Annotated in this window: 11 protein-coding genes; 7 read left to right on the top strand and 4 right to left on the bottom strand. The window is 61.5% G+C overall.

What is annotated here, in order from left to right; genetic code table 11:
- Positions 1-87 precede the first annotated feature (87 nt).
- The 5 genes from lexA to BLR16_RS01080 are packed head-to-tail and all read left to right on the top strand — an operon-like array spanning position 88 to position 6,747.
- Complete coding sequence (gene lexA / locus BLR16_RS01060) at positions 88-705, top strand: transcriptional repressor LexA (protein WP_032609584.1); 618 nt, start codon at positions 88-90, stop codon at positions 703-705.
- A complete protein-coding gene (gene imuA, locus BLR16_RS01065; protein WP_003434071.1) occupies positions 705-1,325 on the top strand; it encodes a translesion DNA synthesis-associated protein ImuA in 621 nt (206 codons plus the stop codon). Before lexA ends, imuA begins: the two co-directional genes overlap by 1 nt.
- Positions 1,326-1,332: 7 nt before the next feature.
- Positions 1,333-2,748, top strand: coding sequence for a Y-family DNA polymerase (locus BLR16_RS01070; RefSeq protein WP_058417139.1), 1,416 nt, complete (start codon positions 1,333-1,335; stop codon positions 2,746-2,748).
- Positions 2,745-5,840 (top strand): error-prone DNA polymerase, encoded by a 3,096-nt coding sequence (locus tag BLR16_RS01075; protein WP_074807624.1) that lies wholly within the window; start codon positions 2,745-2,747, stop codon positions 5,838-5,840. The genes BLR16_RS01070 and BLR16_RS01075 overlap by 4 nt, the downstream gene beginning before the upstream one ends.
- Before the next feature lie 55 nt (positions 5,841-5,895).
- Positions 5,896-6,747 carry an urea carboxylase-associated family protein gene (locus BLR16_RS01080; RefSeq protein ID WP_074807628.1) on the top strand — a complete coding sequence of 284 codons (852 nt, stop codon included), beginning with the start codon at positions 5,896-5,898 and terminating at the stop codon, positions 6,745-6,747.
- Positions 6,748-6,751: 4 nt separating this feature from the next.
- On the opposite strand, the gene BLR16_RS01085 is transcribed toward BLR16_RS01080, so the two are convergent.
- Together BLR16_RS01085 and BLR16_RS01090 are read right to left on the bottom strand one after the other, a co-directional pair.
- Positions 6,752-7,681 carry a magnesium transporter CorA family protein gene (locus BLR16_RS01085; protein ID WP_003369536.1) on the bottom strand — a complete coding sequence of 310 codons (930 nt, stop codon included), beginning with the start codon at positions 7,679-7,681 and terminating at the stop codon, positions 6,752-6,754.
- A gap of 4 nt (positions 7,682-7,685) precedes the next feature.
- Complete coding sequence (locus BLR16_RS01090) at positions 7,686-9,272, bottom strand: RimK family alpha-L-glutamate ligase (RefSeq protein ID WP_003369538.1); 1,587 nt, start codon at positions 9,270-9,272, stop codon at positions 7,686-7,688.
- 93 nt (positions 9,273-9,365) lie between these two features.
- Between BLR16_RS01090 and BLR16_RS01095 the strand changes: the two genes are divergently transcribed.
- On the top strand, positions 9,366-10,514 hold the full coding sequence (locus BLR16_RS01095; RefSeq protein ID WP_074807631.1) for a GNAT family N-acetyltransferase/peptidase C39 family protein: 1,149 nt from the start codon (positions 9,366-9,368) through the stop codon (positions 10,512-10,514).
- Positions 10,511-11,413, top strand: a complete 903-nt coding sequence (locus BLR16_RS01100) for a polysaccharide deacetylase family protein (protein WP_003434061.1) — start codon at positions 10,511-10,513, stop codon at positions 11,411-11,413. Before BLR16_RS01095 ends, BLR16_RS01100 begins: the two co-directional genes overlap by 4 nt.
- A 7-nt stretch (positions 11,414-11,420) precedes the next feature.
- On the opposite strand, the gene BLR16_RS01105 is transcribed toward BLR16_RS01100, so the two are convergent.
- A complete protein-coding gene (locus BLR16_RS01105) occupies positions 11,421-12,680 on the bottom strand; it encodes a metal-dependent hydrolase family protein (protein WP_074807634.1) in 1,260 nt (419 codons plus the stop codon).
- Positions 12,677-13,987 carry an MFS transporter gene (locus BLR16_RS01110; protein ID WP_074807638.1) on the bottom strand — a complete coding sequence of 437 codons (1,311 nt, stop codon included), beginning with the start codon at positions 13,985-13,987 and terminating at the stop codon, positions 12,677-12,679. The genes BLR16_RS01105 and BLR16_RS01110 overlap by 4 nt, the downstream gene beginning before the upstream one ends.
- Between the last annotated feature and the right edge of the window lie 104 nt (positions 13,988-14,091).

The raw sequence follows: 14,091 nt of genomic DNA on the forward strand, positions 1-14,091 counted from the left end.
CCGAATAATTAACGTTCACCAAGCGCGAGAGCGTGCGGCGTCAATCCGACAAACCGTACTAGTCACAAAATCACCAGTGGAGTACAAATGTACTCCATGAGCACATTATCTCCTCGACGCAGCGCCATCCTTACCTTCATCCGCGATCGCATCGCGCAGCAGGGGCAATCACCGAGCCTGGCGGAAATTTCCGAGGCTTTCGGTTTTGCTTCGCGCAGTGTGGCGCGCAAACACATTGTGGCCCTCACCGAGGCCGGGCTGATCGAAGTCGTAGCGCATCAGGCGCGGGGCATTCGCCTGCTGAACAGTGAGCCACTCCCCGAATTGCTGGAAATTCCGGTACTGGGGCGCGTGGCGGCGGGCGCACCTATCGGGCCTGACCTCGATATACACAGCACGCTGCACCTGGACCGCAGCACCTTTACCCGTGTGCCGGACTACCTGCTGCGTGTGCAGGGTGACTCGATGATCGAGGACGGTATTCTCGATGGCGATCTGGTGGGCGTGCACCGTAACCCGCAGGCCAGTGACGGGCAGATCGTGGTTGCCCGGCTGGACGGCGAGGTGACCATCAAACGCCTGCAACGCCGCGCCGAGCAGGTGCGCCTGTTGCCGCGCAACCCGGCCTACGAGCCGATCATCGTCACGCCCGATCAGGACTTCGCCATCGAAGGTGTGTTCTGCGGGCTGGTGCGCCGCGAATGATGGGCGCGGTGGTCAGCCTGGATGCCTTGCTGGATGAGCGCAGGGTCTGGAAAGGGCGCCAGCAGAGCGCGCCACCGGTCAGCCCGCAGCCCAGTGGCCACATGTTGCTGGATGCTGCATTGCCCACCGGCGGCTGGCCTGCAGCGGCCCTGACTGAAATCCTCATTCCGGCCAATGGCAGCGGCGAACTGCGCCTGCTGTGGCCAAGCCTGGCACGGCTTTCCGCAATCGCTGAGCGCATTGTGCTGGTCGCACCGCCTTATATTCCGTACCCACAGGCCTGGCTGGCCGCCGGTGTCGATCTGCGCCAGTTGGTGGTAATCGAGGCGAGTCCCCGTGATGCCTTGTGGGCCGCCGAGCAATGCCTGCGTTCCGGCAGTTGTGGCGCGGTCGTGTGCTGGCCCGGCATGGTCGATGACCGTGCGCTGCGACGCTTGCAGGTGGCTGCCGAAACCGGGCAGACCCTGGCTTTTGCCTGTCGCCCGCAGCAGGCCGCCGCCAACCCTTCACCCGCAGCCCTGCGCATAGCTATAGATACCCGCCCGGCACAGTTGCGAGTGCTCAAATGCCGGGGCGGACTTGCGCCGCCTTTCCCCATTCCGTTCCCGACCGACGCTTGAGGTTCTTATGCTCTGGGCCTGTGTCTTGCTGCCGCAACTGGCGCTGGACGGCGTCATGCGTCGTCACGGCAACCCCGATGAGCCGCTGGCGCTGATCAGCGGCAGCGCTCAACGTCGCGTGTTGCAGAGCGTCAATCCGGCTGCGCGTGCGTTGGGGCTGAAAGCCGGGCAGTCGCTGACCGCAGCACAGGCGCTGGTGCCGAACTTCACCACGATCGAGCATGACCCGGCCGATATCGAGCGTTTGCAGCAACTGCTCGCGGCCTGGGCCTACGGTTTCAGCTCCAATGTCAGCCTCAAGTACCCGCGGGTACTGCTGATGGAAATCGAATCCAGCCTCAAGCTGTTCGGCCCTTGGCCAGTGTTCGAGGCGCGTTTGCGTGAAGAGCTGACCACGCAGGGTTTCCGCCATCGCATCGTGGTCGCGCCCAACCCGATAGCCGCGCGAATGCTGGCCAACATGCATGACGGGCTGAGCATCGACTGTCCGCATGAATTGCGCCGCCGTCTGGAACAGATGCCTTTGGAACGCATCGGCCTGAGCCGCGAAACCGCTACTGCCCTGACGCGCATGGGGCTGCGTAGCGTGCGGCAGGTGCTGGCGCTGCCCCGCGATACGCTGGCACGGCGGTTTCCGGCCAGCGTGCTGCAGCACTTCGACACCTTGCTCGGCGAGCGCCCCGTGGCGCTGGAATGCTACACGCCGCCGGATTTTTTCGATGTACGCATCGAGCTGAATTTCGATGTCGAGTCCCATCAGGCCCTGTTGTTTCCGCTCAAGCGGCTGATCGCCGATCTGGCCTTGTTCCTCGCCGGACGCGACAGCGGTGTGCAGCGATTTTCCCTGCATCTGGAGCATGTTGAAGGTCCGGAGACTGTGGTACCCGTCGGACTGCTGAGTGCCGAGCGCGATGCTTCGATGCTGTTCGAACTGGCCCGCGGCAGGCTGGAGCAGGTGCTGGTCGCGTCGCCGGTACGTGCCGTGCGCCTGCTGGCGCGAGACTTGCCGGATTTTGTCCCGGCGCACCGTCAGTTGTTCGATGAGCGCGTGCAGCAAACCTTGCCCTGGGAGCAACTGCGCGAGCGCCTGCGGGCGCGTCTGGGCGACGAGTCGGTCAATGGCTTACGCGCTCAGGCCGATCACCGCCCTGAATGCGCCTGGCAACCGCACAGCACAAGCAAACCGGTCTTGCCGAGCAAGGGTTGTACGCGCCCGGGCTGGTTGCTGCGAGAACCCCAGCCGCTGCCACTTCATGCCACGCGCATCGTGGCGGGGCCCGAGCGAATCGAATCAGGCTGGTGGGACGGCGGCGATGTACGTCGCGACTACTATCTGGTCGAAACCTCCAGCGGCCAGCGCGCCTGGGCCTATCGCAGCGTGGGCGAGCAGGGTGAACTGCTGCTGCATGGCTGGTTCGCATGACAAGCGAATACGCCGAGCTGCATTGCCTGTCCAACTTCAGTTTTCAGCGCGGCGCCTCAAGCGCCCGTGAGCTGTTCGAACGAGCCTTGCGCCACGGCTACCAGGCGCTGGCCATCACTGACGAGTGCACGCTGGCCGGTATCGTACGTGCCTGGCAGGCGTCCATCAGCACCGGCCTGCCATTGATCATCGGCAGCGAAATGCACATCGAGAACGGGCCGAAAGCCGTGCTGCTGGTGGAAAGCCAGACAGGCTATGAGGCGCTGTGCAAATTGATCACGGTGGCACGCCGCAGAGCCAAAAAAGGTGAATACCGGTTGTTGCGTGAAGATTTCGAGCCTGCGCCGGACGGGTTGCTGGCCCTCTGGCTGCCGGACCTCGACGGTGACGCTCAAGCCTGTCTGGCGCATGGACGCTGGTTGCGTGAGCGCTTTGCCGAGCGCCTCTGGCTCGGCGTGGAGTTACATCGCGGCGCGGATGACGAGCAGCGTCTGGCCGACTTGCTGGCGCTGGCTCAATCATTGGGTATCCCGGCAGTAGCCAGTGGTGATGTGCACATGCACGCACGCGGCCGGCGTGCCCTGCAGGACACCATGACTGCCATTCGCCATCACACGACCGTGGCCGAAGCAGGGCACTTGTTGTTTGCCAACGGCGAGCGCCATTTACGGCCACTGGATGCGCTTGCCGAGCATTACCCGGACTGGCTGCTGGCCGAATCGGTGCGTATTGCCCGGCGCTGCACGTTTGATCTCAAACAATTGAAATATGAATACCCGCACGAGCTTGTCCCCAAAGGCCAGACACCTACGTCGTGGCTGCGTGAACTGACCGAGCGCGGTGTCCGAAAACGCTGGCCGAAGGGGCTGACGCCAGCTACCCGCGCGCAGGTCGAGAAGGAACTGGCGCTGATCGCGGAAAAGAAGTTCGACAGCTACTTTCTGACCGTGCATGACATCGTCGAGTTTGCCCGCAGCCAGCACATCCTTTGTCAGGGACGCGGCTCGGCTGCCAACTCGGCAGTATGTTATGCGCTGGGGATCACCGAGCTGAATCCGGAAAAGAGCAATCTGCTGTTCGAGCGCTTCATCTCCAGAGAGCGCAACGAGCCACCGGACATCGACGTGGATTTCGAGCATGACCGCCGCGAAGAAGTCATTCAGTACATCTTTCGGCGCTATGGCCGGGGCCGGGCGGCGCTGACTGCTGTCGCTAGCACTTATCACGGCTCCGGCGCGATGCGTGACGTGGCCAAGGTGCTGGGCTTGCCGCCAGACCAGATCAATGCCCTGGCCGAAGCCTTCAGCCGCTGGAGCGATTCATTGCCGTCGCCTGAACGCTTGCGCGAATACGGCTTCGATGCCGACACGCCGATCCTCAAGCGCGTGCTGGCGCTGACCGGCGAACTGATCGGTTTTCCCCGGCACCTGTCGCAACACCCGGGTGGCTTCGTGATTTCCGAACACCCACTGGAGACCTTGGTGCCGGTGGAGAACGCCGCGATGGCCGACCGCACCATCATCCAGTGGGACAAGGACGACCTGGATCTGGTCGGCCTGCTGAAAGTCGACATTCTTGCGCTGGGCATGCTCAGTGCCTTGCGCCGCACGTTCGATCTGGTGCATCTGCACCGGGGCAAACGCTGGGCCCTGGCAAGTCTGCCGGGCGACGACCGGAAAACCTACGAAATGATCAGCCGCGCCGACACCATCGGCGTGTTTCAGATCGAGTCGCGTGCGCAGATGGCCATGCTGCCGCGCCTCAGACCGGAAAAATTCTACGACCTGGTCATCGAAGTCGCCATTGTCCGGCCAGGGCCGATCCAGGGCGACATGGTTCACCCATATCTGCGTCGACGTAATAAAGAGGAAGCCATTACCTATCCGCCTAAACTAAAAAGCGTCTTTGAGCGCACCTTGGGCGTGCCGCTGTTCCAGGAGCAGGTCATGGAAGTGGCGATCATCGCTGCCGACTACACCCCGGGCGAAGCGGACGAGCTGCGTCGCGCGATGGCTGCGTGGAAACGTCACGGCGGGCTCGAGCCACATCGCGAACGGCTGCGCACGGGCATGCTGAAAAACGGCTATGAAGCGGGCTTTGCCGACCGGATTTTCGAACAGATCAAGGGTTTTGGCAGTTATGGTTTTCCCGAATCCCACGCCGCCAGTTTCGCCTTGCTGACCTACGCCAGTTGCTGGCTCAAATGCCACGAGCCGGCAGCGTTCACCTGTGCGCTGATCAACAGTTGGCCGATGGGGTTTTACAGCCCGGATCAATTGTTACAAGACGCACGTCGCCACCACATTGAAATCCGCCCGGTGGATGTGCGCTACAGCGACTGGGATTGTTCGCTGGAGCCGCTCGATCATCCCGACCGCACACGCAATCTGGCGATTCGCCTCGGGCTGCGCATGGTCCGTGGCTTTCGTGAGGAAGATGCCTTGCGCATCGAAGTCGCGCGCGCGAAACGCCCGTTTGTCGATGCCACGGACCTGACGTTGCGCGCCGAATTGGACTCGCGCGCCGCCGAAGCACTGGCGGATTCCGGTGCCTTGCGCGGCCTGATCGGCCATCGGCACCGGGCGCGCTGGGAAGTGGCCGGGGTTGAGGCCCAGCGCCCGCTGTTCGACGACCTGCCCAGCGAAGAAACCCAAGTGATCTTGCCACTGCCGACTGTCGCCGAAGACCTGGTGGCCGACTACACAACGCTGGGTACCACCCTGGGCCCACACCCGCTGGCCTTGCTGCGCCGGCAACTGGCTGCCAAGCGCTTTCGCAGCTCACAAGACTTGTTACACCTGGAAAACGACCGGACCCTCAGCGTGGCGGGGCTGGTCATTGGCCGTCAACGACCGGGCACCGCCAGTGGCGTGACCTTCGTGACGCTGGAAGACGAATTCGGCATGGTCAACGTCGTGGTCTGGCGCGACCTGGCCGAACGTCAGCGCAAGGTGCTGGTGGGCTCGCAACTGCTGCAGGTGTTCGGGCGCCTGGAATCAAAAAGCGGCGTACGGCACCTGATCGCCCAGCGGCTGTATGACCTGACGCCGCTGTTGACCGGACTGGATGTGCGCAGTCGGGACTTCCAGTAATCGGGCCTGTAATTTGCAGTAGCAATCGGTACATCCTGCCACCGAGAAGCCCTGTATGTACAAAGACTATCCAGCCGCTTACCAGGTCAGCAAAGGCGCGGCGCTGCAAGTGGCCACTGCCTTTTATGAGCGCATCCGCACGAATGCGCAGCAACGCACCCTCGTCGAACAGTTCGAAGTACCGATTCGTACCGGGCGGGCCTGGAAGGTCAAGGCCGGTCAGGTGTTTCGGGTCACCACACCGGTGGGCCCGCAGGTGGGTGATTTCAATGTCTGGAACGCCAACGACCCCCGCGAGCGCCTGTGGGCTGCGCGCACGCGTCAGTTGCAGGGCGCGCATGTCAGTACCCACGACCGGTTGTGGTCGAATCTGCCGTTTTTGCGGCCAATGGTAACCATCACCGATGACAGTCTGGCCAGTTACGGAACCGACGAGCACGGCGGCCGCCTGCATGACCTGCTCGGCACGCGTTGCGATCCCTACGTCAACAAGATGCTGACCGGCGAAGACTTTCACCATCACTGCCATTCCAACCTGACCCGCGCAGTGCTGCCGCACGGGCTGACCGAGTTCGATGTGCACGATGTGCTGAACATCTTCCAGTGCACCGGCCTGAACCATGACGACCTGTATTTCATGAAAGCCTGCCCGGCGCAGAAGGGCGACTATCTGGAGTTCTTCGCGGAAATCGACCTGCTATGCGCATTGTCGACGTGTCCGGGTGGCGACCTGTCATTGCCGATGTGGGGGCCTGATGCGCAGGACCCGTTGAGCGTCTGCCGACCGCTGGGCGTCGAGATCTATGACCTCGACGCGTCGCTGCTGGACGGCTGGCAGTCCCCCGAGCGCGCAGCTTACAACGGCCTGCATGGTCTGCAGATCGCCAAGGCCGAGTGGGAGCAATAACCGCTCAGGCTGCGCGCGCCATTCTGCGCAGTCCCCAGACCATCACCGCCCCCATCCCGAGCATCGCCAGCAGCAGTGCCGGGTAAGCCACCCACCAGTGCAGCGGGGCGGTCATCATGCTGAATTCCGACATGCCGCCGATCCCGGCAATCAGGTTCAGGGGCAGAAACACCACATTGATCAAGGTCAGCTTGCGCAGCAGGGTGTTGGTGCTGTTATTGACCAGATTGCCTCGCGCATCCATCAACCCGGCGAACACCGTGGAATAGATCTCGGCCTGTTTGTAGCACTGATCGTTCTCGATGATCATGTCGTCGATCAGCGCCAGGCTGTCGGCTGCGTATTGCCGGCCTTGCGCATGGTTGCGCAGACGCGTCAGGACCGCACCGTTGCTGTGGATGGCATTGATGTAATACACCAGACTTTCGCTGAGGTTGAACATCTGCAGTAAATGGCGGTTTTCCAGGGAAGAGTTGAATTTCTGCTGCAATTCCCGGGCGACCATCTTGATGACTTTCAAATGGCCCAGATAGTGATGAATATTGTTGAACAGCAGCTCCAGAAGGATATCCAGCGGCTGGTCCAACGGGCGGTGAGCCCCCAGCGCGCTCAAGGGTTGCTCGTCATCGCAGATCAGCACCAGCTGATCCCGGCTCAACAGCACGCCAAAGGACGAAACGTCGAACGAGAAGCTGTCCTTGCCCGAATAGTTCTCGGGACGTTTCCAGATGACGAACAACGCATCAGGGTGAAACTCGATGCGCGAAATTTCGTCCGGGTCGAGTGCCGAGGCAACGGCATGCTCATCAAGGTGAAATCGCTCCAGCAATAATCTGCGTTCCCCGGCATCCGGTTTGCTGAACCACAGCACCTGAGCCTTTTGCGGATCACATGCCAGCAACTGGTTGTTGTCGAGTTTCAGGCCCTGAATCATCGTTTCACCATGCCTGACCGAGGCGCTTGAGCTCCAGACGGCGGACGAACTCTTCCAGCACCAGGCTGTAAAGATCATCCTGCAGATAAGCGTCTTCGATGCCGGCATCCAGGTTCGGGTTGTCGTTGACCTCGATCACCACCACGTGATCGCCTGACTGTTTCAAGTCCACGCCATACAAGCCGTCACCAATCAGATTGGCGGTCTTGAGCGCCAGTTCGACCACGGCGCGCGGCGCTTCGTGCACCGCCAGCGTGCGGCATTCGCCAATCACCTCGGCACCGATCGCCTTGTGGTTGTAGATCTGCCAATGCCCCTTGGACATGAAGTACTGGCAGGCGAATATCGGTTTGCGATTGAGAATACCGATGCGCCAGTCGTACTCGGTGTAGAAAAACTCCTGAGCCAGCAGCAATACCGAGTGCTCGAACAGCTGGGTCGTTGCCGTGTGCATTTCCTCGGGTGTGCTGACCTTGATCACGCCTCTGGAAAAACAGCCATCGGGAATCTTCAATACCAGCGGGAAACCCAGGCGTGTGGCCACGTGTTGCAGTTCTTCCGGGCGGTCCTTGTAGAGGATTTCCGTTCGCGGCATGCCCAGATCATGGCTTTTGAGCAGGTCGGTCAGGTACACCTTGTTGGTGCAGCGCAGGATCGAGGTTGAGTCATCCATGACCACCAGCCCCTCGCTTTCGGCTTTCTTGGCAAAGCGATAGGTGTGGTTGTCAACGCTGGTGGTTTCACGAATCAGCAGCGCGTCGTACTCGGCCAGTCGGGCGTAGTCTTTCTTTTCGATCAGCTCGACATCGATGCCCAGGCGCTGACCGACGCGGATGAAATTGGCCAGCGCCTCAGGGTTGGAGGGCGGCAGCTGTTCCTGCGGATCATGCAGAATCGCCAGGTCGTAGCGGGCCATTCGCCGCGAACTGGGCTGGCGCCAGACGTTGCGGCTGAAGCCCTCCAGCGCCGTGGCGAACTCATCCTGCTGATCCTCGCGCAGACGCGGCAGAGCTCCGGCCTTGATACCGGCAATGTGCCAATTGTCGCGCTTGCGAAACTCCACCATCAGGATCGGACAGGGGAAGACTTCAAACAATTGACGGGCGAGATCCTTCAACGGCTCAAGTGTGGTCTGACCGAAGTACAGTGTCAGGGTAAACCCTTCGGTGTCGTCATAGGGATGGTCCTCAAGTGCGGTCTCCAGCAACTTGTCCAGGTCATCGAGTGCCAGGCCGTAGAGTGACTTTCGGGTCAATTCGCTGATGGTCTTTACCGAGGGAATGACATTGTGCTGGCGCGCTTCGGCCAGCAGAGAACAGTAATAACCATGGCCCAGGTATTTGTAGCTGCGGCACAGGTTGATGACTTGCACACGCTTGCCTGCCGTGGCTTTCAGCGGTTTTTCCAGATAGTCCTGGGCGCTGATCAAGTCTTCGCTGGGGAAGTACGATGCCCAGTCTTCGAGCCGTTCGACAATAATCACCAGTTGCCTCTGCGCTGCAAAGAGTGTTGTGGGGTCTGCTCGTCGGGTTGTTGCTGAAAGCGCAAGTTGCGCAGATACTTCGTTCATCTTCACCTGTGCCGCTGACATGTGTAATCGATCCGATGGGAAACAAGTCCTTTCTATTAAGCATGTGCTTTTTGAAATGTCCCGTTTCGTTACACAACTTTTACGGCGGTGGAGATGGACTTTATATTTCGAGATGCAGTTGAAACCGATGTCGATGATTTGCTGCTTCTGGAGAACCAGTGTTTTGACGGCGACCGTCTGACCGAGCGCAGCTTTCACTGGATGATTCGCCGCGCCAATGCCAGCCTGATCGTCGCCGAGCAGGCCGGACAGCTCACCGGCTATGCGCTGGTGCTGTTTCATCGGGGCACCTCGCTGGGGCGTTTGTATTCGCTGGCGATTGCCGATGCGGCGCGGGGCAAGGGGCTGGGCAAGCAGTTGTTGCAACGTGCCGAGCAGAAGGCCGTGGGCCGCGACTGCGCTTACCTGCGCCTTGAGGTGCGCCCTGATAACCACGCGGCTATTGGGCTGTACGAACGCAATGGTTACCGGCGTTTCGCTCAGGTCGACGACTATTACCAGGACCATGCCCCGGCCTTGCGCTACGAGAAACGTATCGTTGAGCACGCCCGGCTGGACAGTCGCTCAGTGCCTTACTACCAGCAGACTCTGGAGTTCACCTGCGGCCCGGCCTGCCTGTTGATGGCCATGAAAGCCCTGCAACCTGCGCGTTCGATGGGGCGTGCCGAAGAGCTGCAGATCTGGCGCGAGGCGACCACCGTGTTTATGACCTCCGGCCACGGCGGCTGCAGTCCTCAGGGGCTGGCGCTGGCTGCCCGGCGACGGGGCTTTGCCGTGAAGTTGCTGGTGTCGGTCTCGGGCCCGCTGTTTCTGGGCGGCGTGCGCAGCGACAACAAGAAACAGGTGATTCGCCTGGTTCATGAGCAGTTCTGTCATGAGCTGCGAACCTGCGGTGTAGAGACGCTGCCCAACCGCTCATTGAACCTGCCGCGCTTACTGGCCGACGGCGGCAAGCCGCTGGTGCTGATCAGCAGTTACCGCCTGACCCGTTCCAAGGCACCGCACTGGGTGATGGTCACCGATTGCGACAGCGATTTCGTCTACCTGCACGATCCCGATATTGATCACAGCCTGCATCGGCAAGCCATTGACTGCCAGCATATGCCGGTAAGCCATGCCGACTTCAATCGCATGAGTTGTTTCGGTGCCGATAAACTTCGGGCGGCAGTGATTGTGTTTGCCGCGCCTGTGGATGATCATGCGGGCGCTTCAGCAGACCGGCCACAGGATTCCCTATCGTGATTAAGTTCGTGCTCAAGGCTTTTTGCGTACTGGCCATCGCTGCAAGCCTGTCGGCCTGCATCAGCGCGCCGATCCCGCTGACCGCGAAAACCGCCGCGCAGCTGCAGCAACAGCCACCGGTGCGCTTTCTGCTGACCTTCGACGATGGCCCGAGCGCCTCGACGTTCTACAACCCCAGCATCACCGTGCTCGACAGCCTGGCGGACAATCCGCTGCAGCCGGGCATCAAGGCGGTGTTCTTCGTGCAGACCGGCGCAACCGGTGCGGGTAACAGTGATCAGGGCCGGGCGATCATGCGCCGTCAGCATGAAGAAGGGCACCTGCTGGGCTTTCACACCGCCACGCCGCACCACACCAACCACCGTTCACTGAGCGATGAGGAACTGGAGCAATCCCTGACCCAGGGCTGCGCGATCATCGCCTCTATCACCGGTGTGCCGACCACCTTGCTGCGTCCGCCGTTCTGGAACTACGACAAACGCACGTTCAGCGCCTATCAGCGCCACCATCTGCAGGTACTGCTCACTGACCTGAGTGCCAATGACGGCAAGATCTGGGGCTATAACTTCAGCCTGCGCCGCCGTTCCAACATGGTCAGCCAGCTCTCGCAGGTGCGCGAACGCATTGCCGCCGGAGAGCTGCCTGCGGTGGATGGCGTGATTCCGGTGGTGGTGACCTTCCACGACCTGAACCGCTACACCGCGCGGCATGCGCGGGAGTACCTGCAGATTCTGGTCGACAGTGCCGGGCAGACTGGCGTAAGGCTCGCCGACAAGCCGTTCTACGACGACAGTGCGCAGTTGCAGCGCGCAGCACTGGCCAGGACGGTCAAGGAGGCGGGCGAGCCTGTCAGCTTGCCCGGTGTGTGGAACTGGATCTGGGACCACAACGCGCACTGACCAGGCGTCAGACCAGGGTGTTCTTGCGCACATGACCGCCCTGGACAATCATTGCCAGGCGTTCGCCCTGACCGACCAGGCAACTGATATCGCTCAGCGGGTCGCCATCCACCACCAGCAGATCGGCGATCGCGCCGGCGGCGATACAGCCCAGTTCGCCTTCGCGCTGAAGGATCTGCGCTGCCACGCTTGTGGCACTGCGCAGCGCTGCCAGATTACCCAGCAGTTCGGCGCGAATCTTCAATTCATGAGTCTGGTACTCATGCATTTCCCCCAGCAAATCCGAGCCATAGCCCATCGGTACACCCGCTTCAGCGAACAGCAGCAGGGCATTGCGCCCGGCCTGACGCACATCCTCGATTTTGGCGACCGAGTCAGCCGGCAGCCCGAAGCGTTCGCCGTATTCAGCGAGCATTTCGTAAGTGACCTGGGTGGGCACCGCAAATGCGCCTTTTTCGGCCATCAGCCGCGCGGTGTCGGCATCGACCAGGTTGCCATGTTCGATGGTTCTGACACCGCACTCGATGGCACGGCGAATCGCCCGGGCGGTGTAGGCATGCGCCATGACGTAGGTGTTCGCGGCGGCGGCCTCGTCGACGATGGCGCGGATTTCAGCTTCGCTGTATTGGGTGTTGGCAATCGGGTCGGTTGGCGAGGACACTCCGCCCGAGGCCATGATCTTGATCTGGTTGGCGCCTTGCTGCAGCTCCTCGCGTACCGCCAGGCGCACGTTGTCGACGCCATCCACCACGCGGGCGATGGCCCCGGCGCGGAAGCAACAGGAGCAGGGCTCGTTGAGCAGCAATTCGCCGCGTGCGCGCATGTCGCCATGGCCGCCGGTCTGCGACAGTGCCTTGCCCGATGCGAAGATGCGCGGGCCGGGAATCAGCCCCATCTGAATCGAACGGGCCAGTGCCCAGTCAGCGCCCCCGGCATCGCGCACGGTGGTAAAACCACGGTCGAGCATCGCCGCCAGAATCGGCAAGGCGCGGTACATGATGATTGCGTTGGGTTGCAGGGCGTTCATGCCCAGATTGGCGTTGGAAGCCAGCACGTGCACATGGCAGTCGATCAGGCCGGGCATCAGTGTTCTGCCACCCAGATCGATGACCTGAGCGCCAGCCGGGGCCGGTTCACCCTCGGCACGTACTTCGACAATGCGCTCACCCTCGATCACGACCTCCTGGCCCGAAATCAATTGCCCGCGTTGCACGTCCAGCAGGCGGCCGTTGCGCAGGATCAGACGTGTGGGTTCAGTGGTACTCATTGGTAAGCTCCAGACAAGGGGGGGTGAGCCGCGGGCGCACGGTCGCGATAAAGCAGTGCGCCAATACCGCTGACGATGGCGGCGAACATGATGTAAAAGGCCGGCGCCAGGTTGCTGCCGGTCGAGGCAATCAGCCAGGTGATGGTAAAGGTGGCAAACCCGCCGAAGATCGTGACGGCGAAGTTGTAGGCCACCGAAAGCCCGGTGGACAGCACGTGGGTTGGCAGCAATTCACCGAAGGCTGCGAGGATCGAGCCGATGTAAGCGGAAATCAGCAGGCCGAGCACCAGCTCGAAGATCAACAGTGAAAACAGCCCCGGCATCTGGTTGATGAACAGAAACATCGGGTAGGCGCTGAGGAAGATGGCAATGGCCGAGCCCAGCAGCCACGGGCGATGCCCGCTGCGGTCGGCCAGAGCGCCGACAATCGGTGTGGCGACGATCAGTACCGCGCCGCCCATCATGCCGGCGCTGAAGCCCATCCATGACGGCAGGCCGAGCACGCGCTGGGCGTAGGAGGGGATGTAAAACAGGATGGCATAGGTGCAGACGGTCCATAGCACGACCAGCGAAAAGCTGATCAGGGTCTGTCGCGGGTAGGTCTTGATCACTTCGCGCAGCGGCGATTCGACCGGTTTTGCAGCCTTGTAGGCAGGTGTCTCGTCAACCCGGCTGCGAATATAGAAGCCGACCGGCCCGATCAGCGTGCCGATCAGAAACGGCACCCGCCAGCCCCAGCTTTCGAGCTGTGCCTGGGTCAGGTAACTGGACAGCACCGCGCCCAGCGCGGAACCCAGCAGTACCGCGACGCCGATGCTGGCCTGAATCCAGCTGGAGTAGAAGGCTTTTTTGCCCTCAGGCGCATGCTCGGTGAGAAACGCCGTGGCGCTGCCCATCTCGCCACCGGCAGAGAAGCCTTGCAGCAGACGCGCCAGGACAATCAGCAGGGGTGCCAGATAGCCGATCTGCGCAAAGCCGGGTGTCAGCCCGATGATCAGTGTCCCCAGCGCCATCAGCAGGATGGTCAGCGACAATGCTGCCTTGCGCCCGCGCTTGTCGCTGTAGATGCCCAGCACAATGCCACCCACCGGACGCATGAAGAAGCCCACCCCGAAGGTCGCCAGCGCCAGCAGGTAAGAAGTCAGTTCGCTGCCGGTGGGGAAGAATACCTTGGCGATGATCACCGAGAAGAAGCTGTAGACCGTGAAGTCAAACCATTCAAGGCCATTGCCGATGACCGTGGCGACCACCGCGCGGCGTGCCTTTTGTTCATGGGTGCGTGAAGCAGAGGATTGTGGTGTGCTCACTGGATAGGCTCCTGCATGCGATACACGCAGGGAAACCCCCTGCATCGGTTGCATTGATTGAGGGGCAGGGTGTGTGTGAGTGCGGCCGAGTCAGGTCTTTTTGC

This window comes from Pseudomonas sp. BS3767 (genome assembly GCF_900099665.1).
Classification (GTDB): Bacteria; Pseudomonadota; Gammaproteobacteria; order Pseudomonadales; family Pseudomonadaceae; genus Aquipseudomonas; species Aquipseudomonas cerasi.

Bases quoted from the DNA above. Each gene is read 5' to 3' on its own strand.
- imuA (WP_003434071.1), top strand. From the start codon at position 705: ATGGGCGCGGTGGTCAGCCTGGATGCCTTGCTGGATGAGCGCAGGGTC.
- BLR16_RS01085 (WP_003369536.1), bottom strand. From the start codon at position 7,681: ATGATTCAGGGCCTGAAACTCGACAACAACCAGTTGCTGGCATGTGAT.
- BLR16_RS01070 (WP_058417139.1), top strand. From the start codon at position 1,333: ATGCTCTGGGCCTGTGTCTTGCTGCCGCAACTGGCGCTGGACGGCGTC.
- lexA (WP_032609584.1), top strand. From the start codon at position 88: ATGTACTCCATGAGCACATTATCTCCTCGACGCAGCGCCATCCTTACC.
- BLR16_RS01095 (WP_074807631.1), top strand. From the start codon at position 9,366: ATGGACTTTATATTTCGAGATGCAGTTGAAACCGATGTCGATGATTTG.
- BLR16_RS01080 (WP_074807628.1), top strand. From the start codon at position 5,896: ATGTACAAAGACTATCCAGCCGCTTACCAGGTCAGCAAAGGCGCGGCG.
- BLR16_RS01075 (WP_074807624.1), top strand. From the start codon at position 2,745: ATGACAAGCGAATACGCCGAGCTGCATTGCCTGTCCAACTTCAGTTTT.
- BLR16_RS01105 (WP_074807634.1), bottom strand. From the start codon at position 12,680: ATGAGTACCACTGAACCCACACGTCTGATCCTGCGCAACGGCCGCCTG.
- BLR16_RS01090 (WP_003369538.1), bottom strand. From the start codon at position 9,272: ATGTCAGCGGCACAGGTGAAGATGAACGAAGTATCTGCGCAACTTGCG.